The organism is Sandarakinorhabdus sp. (genome assembly GCF_031422795.1).
In the GTDB taxonomy this organism is placed as follows: domain Bacteria; phylum Pseudomonadota; class Alphaproteobacteria; order Sphingomonadales; family Sphingomonadaceae; genus Sandarakinorhabdus.
In genome coordinates this window covers 1-10550 of record NZ_JANPML010000071.1, presented here as the reverse complement: position 1 = coordinate 10550, position 10550 = coordinate 1, and the positions used below count along the sequence as shown (strand labels likewise).

The window sequence follows — 10550 nt, the reverse complement described above, 5'->3', positions numbered from 1 at the left end:
CCGCGCCACCGGCAACACGCTCTACATCCTCGATGAACCCACCACCGGGCTGCATTTTGAAGACGTCCGCAAACTGCTCGAAGTCCTCCACACCCTCGTCGATCAAGGCAACAGCGTCGTCGTCATCGAACATAATCTGGACGTCATCAAAACTGCCGACCACATCATCGATCTCGGCCCCGACGGCGGCGACAAGGGCGGCTATGTGGTGGTAGCCGGCACACCCGAAGCCGTGGCCGCCTGCGACGCCAGTTGGACCGGTAAATATCTCGCCCCGCTACTGGCTGCCTCCCCCCGTGCGGTGGAGGGAGAAGCCGCCGCCCTCGTGAAGCGCACGCGCAAGGCGAAGGGCTGAGGAAGGAAGCGGGGGGCCCCGGCCGGCAGGGACGCAGTTCCTACCAGCCGAAGAACCCTAATAGTCCTCTTCGCCAAGTATCGCCCAGCTCATTCGCAAATCATAAACCCTTATCGCGTAAAGACGATTTCGTGATTGGGGTCGCTGGAACGATTGTCGTGCAGTTTAGCTGCGCCTTGTCGTTCCTGTTGAGTGGGTAAAGCGCGAGGGAAGTGCATGCAGATTGGTGAATTGCTGGTGGCGGCGGGGTTGGTGACCCAGGCGCAGATTGATCGGGCGGTTGATCGCCAGCACGAGGAAGGCGGCCGGTTGGGGCCGAACCTGGTGGCGACGGGGGCGCTTTCGGCCGAGACGCTGGCACAGTTCGTGGATGGCGTGCCGGTGGAGCCATCAACGGTGGCGGAGACGGGCCTGTCTGAGGCGTTTCTGATCGATCTGATGTTGAAGTTCCTGTTTATCGGCCCGGCAGAGACGACGGCTGATCTGAGCGGCGCGTTGCGCTTGCCGCCGGGGCTGGTGACGGAATTGCTGGAAGCGGCGGTGCGCGGGCAGTTGCTAGCGGCGCTGGGCAGCATTGGCGGCGGCCAATTGGGCATGCGTTATGAGTTGACCGACACCGGCAAGGTGCGCGCACGCGAAGCGATGGCGCGTTCGGCTTATTCTGGGCCGGCGCCGGTGCCGCTGGAGGTTTATGCTCATTGGATCGAGCGGCAGAAGGTGACCAACGAGATCATCGACGCCGCCGGCATGCGCCGCGCCTTTGATGGCCTGGAAGTCGCCGATGAGCTGGTGAACAAGCTGGGCCCGGCGATCACCATGGGCCGGGCCTTGTTGATGTATGGCCCGCCCGGCAACGGCAAGACTTCGGTGGCGCAGCGGCTTGATCGCGTGTTTCGCCATGTCATCCACATTCCTTATGCCGTGCTGGTGGAAGGCCAGGTGATGACGGTGTTTGATCCCGATGTGCATCAGCCGGTGGATCGCGATGCCACTGTGGTGCGGCCGCGACTGGTGGCCAGCCTGTACCGGGATGAGGCTGATGGCCGGTTTGTGCCATGCCGCCGCCCGTTCATCGTGACGGGGGGTGAATTGACGCTGGAGATGCTTGATCTGAAGCATGAAAGCGGCGGCAATTTTTATACCGCGCCGCTGCACATGAAGGCGGCGGGCGGCGTGTTGCTGATCGACGATTTCGGCCGCCAGATGGTTTCACCCACGGCGCTGCTCAACCGCTGGATCGTGCCGCTGGAAAACCGCGTGGATTACATGAAGCTGGCCACCGGCAAGAGTTTCCGGGTGCCGTTCCAGACGGTGGTTATTTTCTCCACCAACCTGGCGCCAGCCGATCTGATGGACCCGGCGTTTCTGCGTCGTATTCCCTACAAGCTGGAGATTGGCCCGCCCTCGGCTGAGGCGTGGCGGCGTATTTTCAAGAGCGTGACAGTGGCCAACGGCATCGAGGCCGACGACAGCCAGATCCGTGCGATCGAGCATGAACTGACCGTGACGCAGGGCCTTGATCTGGCCGCCTATCAGCCGCGATTCCTGATCGAGCAGGTTGTGGCTTCGTCCCGCTTCAGGGCGCAGCCGCCGGCGCTGCACCGCGAACTGGTGAGCCTGGCGCTGGCCAACCTCACCGTGGGCCGCAGCCCCGGCGGCGGTGACGGCGTTGGGGTCGGCAGCGGATCACTGGCCAGAGTTGCGTGAGGGTTAGTTCCAGCCGAAGCGCACGCCATAGCTGAGGCCCACCGACACTTGATCCCGCTGCCCGCGCAGGCGGATGAGGCTGGAATCTGCCGCCACATCGCCCAACCGATCATAGCTGGTGAACAAGGTTACCGCGCCATTTTTGCCGAAGCGGCCCAATGGTTTGGTGAGCGCGCCGGAGACGCCGGCAGAGATCAGGCCGGAGCCGGTGTTGAAGGCCGGCAGGCCGGCGGCGCGGGCTTGCACCGGGGACACGCCGAAATACACGTTGCTGTAATCGCTGTCGGCCCAGGTGGCGCGCAGCGAGAGGTTCCACAGCAGGCTGGCGTCGCGCTTGCGGTCGCTCCAGCCGATGATGGTATCGGCGATCAGGCCATCGTGGCCGCCCGTGCCCTGCCGCACCTCGGCGCGCAGGCGCAGCTTGCCACCCGCCAGGCTTTTCTGGGCAAAGCCGCCGAATTCGCCGGCAACGCCGATATTGCCCATGCCCAGCAGCGCCGTTGAGCCGCCGGTGATCAGGAACGGCGAGCCACCGGTATTTTCCTGTCGGCCAAAGCGGATCTTGGCGAGCGGGCCGATCTTCCAGCCATCGCGGTTGATGGCGTTCCAGCCCAGACCATCGGGGACGGAAAGGAACACGGCGTCTTTATAGTTGAGCCGCAGATCGGGGAAGATCGACAGGCCGTGATCGCGGCTGCCTTGCCAAACCGGCGCAACGATGGGCGCGAGGCCAAGGCCCAGGGTCCAGGTTTTTGGCGCGGGTGGGCGCAGGGCCTGAGCGCCTTGCAACGTGGTGGGCACGCCCGGCGCCGGGCCCTGCTGGGCCTTGGCTGGGGCCATGGCGAGCGTGGTGGCGATCAGGATCGGAGCGGCTGCGCGGCGGAACATCGGGGGGCCTTTGGTGGATTGGGGGTGGGTTGGCGATACTGGTATTGTTACGGAACTGCAATGTGCCTGTGGCGCCACCCGTTGGGATCGGTGGGCCTAAGTGCTACAGTAGATACGCAATCGCCACGATGGGAAGTCGCACCAGCGCGGGCCACATTGGAACGAGCACAAACCCATGGGAGCACCACATGAGCCATCTGCCGCAGGATCTGCACGACATCTTCCCCACCGCTGCTGACCGGTTGCGGCAGTTGAAAGAAACGGATCGGCATTTCCGCACGCTGGCCGAACGCTATGCCGTTCTGGATGACGAAATCCGCCGCAGCGAGATGGGCGTGACCCCGGCCATGGACGATGCCCATGCCGAGAGCCTGAAGAAGGAACGGCTGCAGCTGCTCGACCAGATCGCCGCCATTCTGGAAGGAGAAAAAGCATGACCACCGATCAGATCGCCGCCACCCTGCGCGCCCGGCTGAACGAGCTGCACGCCGAAATCGCCCGTCTGGAACAGGCCACGATCCAGCCGCTTTCGGCCAAATTTGCCGATCAGGCCAATGATCTGGAGGAACTGGCGACCAACGAAGGGCTGGAAGTGCAGCATATCCACGAGGCCGAGCAGATACTGGCGGCGCTGGAACGTATCGAGACGGGCAATTATGGCGTGTGCAGCAATTGCGGTGCCGATATCGTCCCGGCGCGGCTGGCGGCGCTGCCGACGGCGACCCGCTGCATCAACTGTGCGGCGTGATGGCGCGCGTTTCGGCGCGCGGCGTGATGGCGGATGACAGGTGGGGCGCCGGCCGCTAACCAGCATGGCCATGAGCCTGCAGCCCCACTCCACCCCCTTCATCCGCTTTGCCGAATGGTTTGCCGCCGCACAGGCCGCTGAACCCAACGACCCCAATGCCATGGCAGTGGCGACAGCGACACCCGCTGCCGCGCCATCCTTGCGCGTTGTGTTGTTGAAGGCATGGGATGAACGCGGTTTCGTGTTCTACACCAATCTCGACAGCCAAAAGGGCAGTGAGCTGGCGGCCAACGCGCAAACCCATCTGAATTTCCACTGGAAATCGCTGCAGCGCCAGGTGCGCATCGGTGGCCGCGCCGAACTGGTGAGCGAGACGGAAGCAGACGCCTATTTCGCCACGCGCCCGCGCGAAAGCCAGCTCGGGGCTTGGGCCAGCCTGCAAAGCCAACCCCTGCCCGACCGTGCCACCTTTGAAGCGCGCATTGCCGAGATGGATGCGCGTTTTCCCGCCGATGTGCCGCGTCCGCCGCGCTGGAGCGGGTGGCGCGTGGTGCCCGAACGCATTGAATTTTGGCAAGCGCGCGATGGCCGCTGGCATGAACGCGAAGTGTTTCTGCGGGAGGCTGACGGCTGGCGTTTTGGCCTGGTGTATCCCTGATGCGCCTGCCCTTTACCCAGGTCGATGCGTTTGCTGCTGGTGCCTTTTCCGGCAATCCGGCGGCCGTGATGTTTCTGGAGCAATGGCTGCCCGACAGCGTGCTGCAAGGCATCGCAGCCGACAATAATCTTTCGGAAACCGCCTTTCTGGTGCCGCATGACGGCCCTGAGGCGGATTTTGAGTTGCGCTGGTTCACGCCAAAACTGGAGGTGGCGCTGTGCGGCCACGCGACGCTGGCCAGTGGCCATGTCGTGCTGGAAGCGCTGCCGAATTTGCAGGTGGCGCGCTTTCTCACCCGCAAGGCCGGCCTGCTGATGGTGGCGCGCGATGGCCCGCGATTGGTGATGAGCCTGCCGTCATGGCCGGCCCAGCGGCCGGTGACGGGTGCCGAGGAAGCCGCCGTGGCTGCTGCTCTGGGATCGCTGCCGTACGAAGTGTGGGCGCGCGGTGACGATTATCTGGTTGCCGTGTTCGATTCGCCCGATCAGGTTCGAAGCTTGCAGCCGGATTTCAAGGCCGTGCTGGCGCTGGCGCCGGGCATTGATCTGATGCTGATTGCCACGGCACCAGGTGAAGACACCGATGTGCTTTCGCGCGTGTTCGTGCCGGCATGCGGGATCGGTGAAGATCCGGTGACGGGCAGTGCCCACGCCGTGATTGCACCGCTGTGGGCCGGGCGGTTCGGTCGCCCGCAGTTCACGGCGTTTCAGGCCAGCACCCGCGGCGGACGGCTTGATTGCCGGGTTGCCGGTGACAGCGTTGTCCTCACCGGCACGGCCCGCACCGTGATCCGTGGTGAGTATGACTTGCCGGATGCAGCCCTGAACGGCTAACGCCGGGGGATGACGCGTTTTATCAAGATGCACGGCTTGGGGAATGATTTCCTTGTGCTCGATGCGCGCGCGCAGCCGATCACGCTGAGCGCCGCGCAGGTGCGATCATTGGCCAATCGCCATACCGGCATTGGTTTTGATCAGCTTGTTTTGATTGAACCCAGTGCCAGCGCCGATGTGCGGCTGCGTTTCTGGAACAGTGATGGCGGTGAAGTGGCGGCGTGTGGCAACGGCAGCCGGGCTGCAGCCACGTTGTTGGGCGGGACGCACAGTATCGAAACGGCAGGTGGCAGGCTGGATAGTGCCGCGACCACCGGCGGCGCCGAGGTCGACATGGGCCAGCCGCGCTGGGAATGGGATGCCGTGCCGCTGGCCTATCCGATGGATACGGCCAATCTGCCGCTGGCGTGGGAGGGGCTTGAACATCCGATGGCGTTGTCGGTCGGCAATCCGCATGTGGTGTTTTTTGTGGCTGATGCGGCCGCTGTAGCGCTGGAACAGATCGGCCCGGTGATCGAACATGATCCGGTGTTTCCGGAACGGGTGAATGTGGGCATTGCCCAGGTGGTGGCCCGCGATCATCTGATCTTGCGCGTGTGGGAACGCGGGGCCGGGGCGACCTTGGCATGCGGCACCGGGGCGGTGGCCGCCGTGGCCGCAGCGCAGCGGCGCGGGCTGGTGGATACCGCCGTGCGCGTGTCTTTGCCCGGCGGCGATCTGAATGTTACGCGGCGCGATGATGGCCATCTGCTGCTCGCCGGGCCGGCGGTGATCGCCTTTACCGGCGATATTGATCTGGAGCTTCACGCATGAGCTGGATGGGGCGGCTGACGCAGGGGCTGGCGAAATCATCGAAGCGCCTGGCCGACAATATTACCGGGCTGGCCACGGGCACGCTGCCACTGGATGATGATCGGCTCGACGCGATCGAGGAAGCCTTGATCGCCGCCGATCTGGGCCCGGCGGTGGCAGGCCGCATCCGCGCGCGCTTGGGCGATCAGAAATTTGCCAAGGGCATTGATGAAGCCGGCATTCGCCAGGTGGTGGCCGAAGAAGTGGAGGCCATATTGGCGCCGGTGGCACTGCCGCTTGAGGTGACGCATCGGCCGCAGGTGGTGCTGGTGGTGGGCGTGAACGGCAGCGGCAAGACCACGACCATCGCCAAGCTGGCCAGCCAATGGCAGGCCGGCGGCAAATCGGTGATGCTGGCCGCGGGTGACACGTTCCGGGCCGCGGCCATTTCCCAGCTGCAGATCTGGGCAGATCGCATTGGCGTGCCGATCGTGGCGGGCGAACAGGGCGGTGATGCCGCCGGCCTGGCGTTTGACGCCGTCAAGCGGGCGATGGACGAGGGCATTGATCTGCTCATCATCGATACCGCGGGCCGCTTGCAGAACAAGGCCGGTTTGATGGACGAGCTGGCCAAGATAAAGCGCGTGATCGCCAAGCTGGATCCAACCGCGCCGCATGATGTGTTGCTGGTGCTGGATGCCACGACGGGCCAGAATGCGCTCAATCAGATCGAGGTGTTTGGCCAGGTGGCGGGCGTCACTGGGCTGGTGATGACCAAGCTGGATGGTTCGGCGCGCGGCGGCATGCTGGTGGCGGCAGCCGAGAAATATCGCCTGCCCATCCACGCGATTGGTGTGGGCGAAGGCATGGACGATCTGCAGCCCTTCGACGCCGGCGAATTTGCCAGAGCCCTTGCCGGGGCGGACGACTGAGCGATCAGTAGCAGAGCTTCAGCTTTGCCGCCTTCAGCTCGCCGCGCGCAGCCGCAGCCCGGTATTGGCCGCCGCTTCCGCTGCTGCAATCGCTTCCGGGATCCGGTTGGCCGGCACCGGCGGTGACAGCGCAAAGCCCTGCACGCGGTGGATACCGGCGGCGCGGGCCAGTTCCAGTTCTTCGCGGGTTTCAACGCCTTCGGCCACCAGCATCAGGTCCAGCGAATGGCCAAGGCTGGCGGCAACCCGGAAGATGTCGGCGGCGGCCGACTGGCCGGGCGCCCCCGACAGCAGCGAGCCGGAGATCTTCAGTGCATTGATCGGCAGGCGCCGCAAGCGATCGAGCGAAGAGAAACCGGAACCGAAATCATCCATGGCAACGCCAACGCCCAGATCGATCAGCCGTTCGATGTTGGTGCGGCAAGCGTCTTCATCGGTCATCAGCGCCGTTTCGGTGACCTCCAGCGCCAGGCGGTGTGGCGGCAGACCGGCGCTCTTCAGCTCGTTCAGCACTTCGTCCACCATGCCGGGCTGGCGCAGATCGTGCACCGACGCGTTGATCCACAGGTTCATTGTCTGATCCAGGCTGGCTGTCACGGCAGCGGCTTGTTCCAGCACCAGCCGGCGCAGTATTGTGATCAGGCCGCGCGCTTCGGCGATGCGAACCAGTTCTTCGGGTGCCACCGGCTCGCCGCCATCGGGCTGCCAGCGGGCAAGTGCTTCCAGCGCCACCACCTTGCCGGTTTCGAGATCGATCAGTGGCTGATAGGCGACATCGATATTGCCGGCACGCAGGGCCGAACGCACCCGTGAATCGACCCCGGCATTGCGCGCCGAAAGCAGTTTCAGTTCGGGCGTGAACAGGCAGATATGGCTGCCCGGATGTCCCTTGGCCGACAGCAGCGCCAGATCGGCGGCGCGCAGCAGATCTTCGCCTTCGATACCATTGTCGGGGCTGACCGCGACACCAACAGCTGCACCCACCTGGATCTCGGCATCGCCAAATCGGGCAGGCTGATCGACAGCCTCGATCAAGTGGCGGGCCAGGTCCATCGCGGCGTGCACGTCGTCACCATCGGCCAAAACGGCGAACTCATCGCCGCCAAGCCGGCTGGCAAACAGGCCGGGATCGGCGGTGCGCAGGCGGAAACCCACGCGCGTGATGACGCGATCGCCCATGGCATGACCATAACGATCGTTCACCTGCTTGAAGCCGTCCAGATCGACCAGCAAGAGGCTAAAGCCCTCACCGCGCAACAGGCGCTTGTCCAGTTCTTCCAGAAAGGCGCGGCGGTTAGGCAGTCCGGTGACGGGGCAGCGCCTGATTTCGCGGTTCAGTTCGGCGATGGCGTTGCGCTCGCCCGTGCTGTCGCGCATCACCGTTACCCAGCCGCCGCCGGGCACGGGCTGGCATTCCAGATCGACAGCGCGGCTGTCGTCCAGGTGCATGGTGGCGCTGAAGGGCTGGCGCATGCCCACCAGCATGGCGGCATGGCCCAGAAATTCCTCACGATTGGTTGCGGCCTTTTGCAGGTTGGGCGCATCGGCCAGTAGTTCGGCAAAGGTTGGCGGATTGGCTTGATCGATCGGAGCCACCCCCAGCAAATCCAGCGCACTGCGATTCATCGCCACCACCCTGGTATCGGCATCAAGGATGGTGACCGCCTGGCTGAGCGTATGAACGGCGGTTTCAAGCCGCTGCCGTTCGGCGGCCTGCGCCTCGCGCGCCAGCAGCAATTGCATGTGGCTGGCATAGCCGCGGCGCGCCATTGCCACGCACAACAGCCCGAACACCAGCACACCCACGCCAGCGGCTATGCCCCATGGCGACGGCCAATAGCGCATCAGCGACAAACCGATCGGCAGGCTCACCGCCGGAAATTGCACCAGGGCGATCAAGGGCCGGCCCGGCCCGGTGCCATTGGCCGCTCCCAGCGTTGCCAGCGCCACCATCACCGCCACTGCCTGTGCCAGCACCGGTGCCGGCTGGCGCAGGACGGCTGCAACGATCCCACCGATCCCAACCGCCACGATGATGGTGCCCAACACATAACGGGCTTCGATTTCTTCCAGATCCGCATCGCCATCAGGTCGGCGCACGGCGTGGCAGGCAAAGATCACGAAAGCGAAACCCGCGAACGCCAACCCGGCAAAGAACAGCGCCGGCAGGCTTTTCACGGTCAATGCCGTGGCAATCGCCAGCGCCGCTGCGATCGGCCCGGCAAAGGCAAATGACAGGAAGTAATTGCCCAGATCCCGGGTCAGTTCGGCTTGCAGGGACGCCGGCAACGGCGCACCCAGCAAGTTCCGGGCCCAGCGCAGTGGCCAACTGCGGCGGATATGCACCTCGGAGCGATCACGAACTGAATCAACCATAACAACCCAAATGTGTAACATGGTCTCCAAGGGCTGGATAGCAGCCTGATTTCAACCGAAAATGACGCTCTCAGGCCACGGTGCTTGACCACCCTGCCCCATGCGCTTATGGAGGCGCCGGCTTCCGGGAGGAGGCCATGCGTCCGAGGATGCACGCCGGCCAGCGAGTTTTCGCCCGCCGGCGCGTTTCTATTTGGAGGCAAATTGGTTTGAATAAGGGGCCTCTGGGCTTTGTTTGACAGTCTTTCCGATCGCCTTGGCGGCATCTTCGAACGGTTGCGCGGCCGCGGTGCGCTGACCGAAATCGACGTGCGTGCGGCCATGCGCGAAGTGCGCGTGGCGCTGCTGGAAGCCGATGTCGCCCTGCCCGTCGTCAAGGATTTCATCGACAACGCCACAGCGCGCGCCATCGGTGCCGAAGTCATCAAATCGGTCACGCCCGGCCAGCAGGTCGTCAAGATCGTCAATGATTGCCTTGTTGAACTGCTTGGCGGTGACGATGAACCAACCCCGCTGAAGATCGCCGTTACCCCGCCCGCTGTCGTGATGATGGTTGGCCTGCAGGGTTCGGGCAAGACGACGAGCAGTGCCAAGCTGGCCAGCTGGCTTTCCACGCGTGAGCGCAAGAAGGTCATGATGGCCAGCCTGGACGTCGCCCGTCCGGCCGCGCAGGAACAATTGCGCGTGCTGGGTGAACAGACCGGCATCGCCACCCTGCCCATCATCGCCGGCCAGACTCCGGTGCAGATCGCCGAGCGCGCCCGTCAGTCCGCCCGCCTGCAGGGTTTTGACGTGGTGGTTCTCGACACTGCCGGCCGTCTGGGCGTGGACGAAGCGTTGATGGACGAAATGGCCGCCATTGCCGCTGCCACGACGCCCGATGAAATCCTGCTGGTGGTCGACAGCCTCACCGGTCAGGATGCGGTCAATGTTGCCACCGCCTTCAAGGAACGCGTGGCGCTGACCGGTGTGATTCTTACCCGCATGGACGGTGATGCCCGCGGCGGCGCGGCGCTTTCGATGCGGCAGGTCACCGGTGCGCCGATCCGCTTTGCCGGTGTCGGCGAAAAGCTGGACGCGCTGGAACTGTTTGACGCCCGCCGTGTTGCGGGCCGCATCTTGGGCATGGGCGACATTGTCGGCCTGGTGGAAAAAGCTGCTGCCAATTTCGAAGCCGATCAGGCCGAGAAAATGGCCGAGAAGATGGCCAAGGGCCAATTCGACATGGACGATCTGCGCCAGCAACTGGCCCAGATGAAAA

Annotated in this window: 10 protein-coding genes and 1 pseudogene; 9 read left to right on the top strand and 2 right to left on the bottom strand. The window is 64.3% G+C overall.

The annotated features are described in order from the left end of the window. Together RMO81_RS02920 and RMO81_RS02915 are read left to right on the top strand one after the other, a co-directional pair. Positions 1–355 (top strand): annotated as a pseudogene (locus RMO81_RS02920) (excinuclease ABC subunit A); the annotation flags it as partial. 216 nt (positions 356–571) lie between these two features. Next, positions 572–2062, top strand: a complete 1491-nt coding sequence (locus RMO81_RS02915) for a hypothetical protein (RefSeq protein WP_310474234.1) — start codon at positions 572–574, stop codon at positions 2060–2062. 3 nt (positions 2063–2065) lie between these two features. Here RMO81_RS02915 and RMO81_RS02910 read toward each other — a convergent pair whose 3' ends face one another. Then, entirely contained in the window at positions 2066–2950 is an 885-nt protein-coding gene (locus tag RMO81_RS02910; protein ID WP_310474233.1) for a MipA/OmpV family protein, read from the bottom strand. Positions 2951–3138: 188 nt separating this feature from the next. Here RMO81_RS02910 and RMO81_RS02905 point away from each other — a divergent pair, with 188 nt between their 5' ends. The 6 genes from RMO81_RS02905 to ftsY all read left to right on the top strand — a co-directional run bounded on the left by RMO81_RS02905 (position 3139) and on the right by ftsY (position 6913). Then, positions 3139–3387 carry a DUF465 domain-containing protein gene (locus RMO81_RS02905; RefSeq protein WP_310474232.1) on the top strand — a complete coding sequence of 83 codons (249 nt, stop codon included), beginning with the start codon at positions 3139–3141 and terminating at the stop codon, positions 3385–3387. After that, positions 3384–3698: a TraR/DksA C4-type zinc finger protein gene (locus tag RMO81_RS02900; RefSeq protein WP_310474230.1), complete on the top strand. Its 315-nt coding sequence runs from the start codon at positions 3384–3386 to the stop codon at positions 3696–3698. Before RMO81_RS02905 ends, RMO81_RS02900 begins: the two co-directional genes overlap by 4 nt. Before the next feature lie 70 nt (positions 3699–3768). Continuing rightward, positions 3769–4356, top strand: a complete 588-nt coding sequence (gene pdxH / locus RMO81_RS02895; protein WP_310474229.1) for a pyridoxamine 5'-phosphate oxidase — start codon at positions 3769–3771, stop codon at positions 4354–4356. Beyond that, a complete protein-coding gene (locus tag RMO81_RS02890; RefSeq protein ID WP_310474228.1) occupies positions 4356–5189 on the top strand; it encodes a PhzF family phenazine biosynthesis protein in 834 nt (277 codons plus the stop codon). The genes pdxH and RMO81_RS02890 overlap by 1 nt, the downstream gene beginning before the upstream one ends. Positions 5190–5198: 9 nt before the next feature. Next, positions 5199–6002 (top strand): diaminopimelate epimerase, encoded by an 804-nt coding sequence (gene dapF, locus RMO81_RS02885; RefSeq protein WP_310474227.1) that lies wholly within the window; start codon positions 5199–5201, stop codon positions 6000–6002. Further along, on the top strand, positions 5999–6913 hold the full coding sequence (gene ftsY, locus RMO81_RS02880) for a signal recognition particle-docking protein FtsY (protein WP_310474226.1): 915 nt from the start codon (positions 5999–6001) through the stop codon (positions 6911–6913). Before dapF ends, ftsY begins: the two co-directional genes overlap by 4 nt. 33 nt (positions 6914–6946) lie before the next feature. On the opposite strand, the gene RMO81_RS02875 is transcribed toward ftsY, so the two are convergent. After that, positions 6947–9289, bottom strand: a complete 2343-nt coding sequence (locus RMO81_RS02875; RefSeq protein ID WP_310474225.1) for an EAL domain-containing protein — start codon at positions 9287–9289, stop codon at positions 6947–6949. 231 nt (positions 9290–9520) lie between these two features. Between RMO81_RS02875 and RMO81_RS02870 the strand changes: the two genes are divergently transcribed. Beyond that, on the top strand, positions 9521–10550 hold a 1030-nt coding region (locus tag RMO81_RS02870; protein ID WP_310474224.1), incomplete at its 3' end, for a signal recognition particle receptor subunit alpha.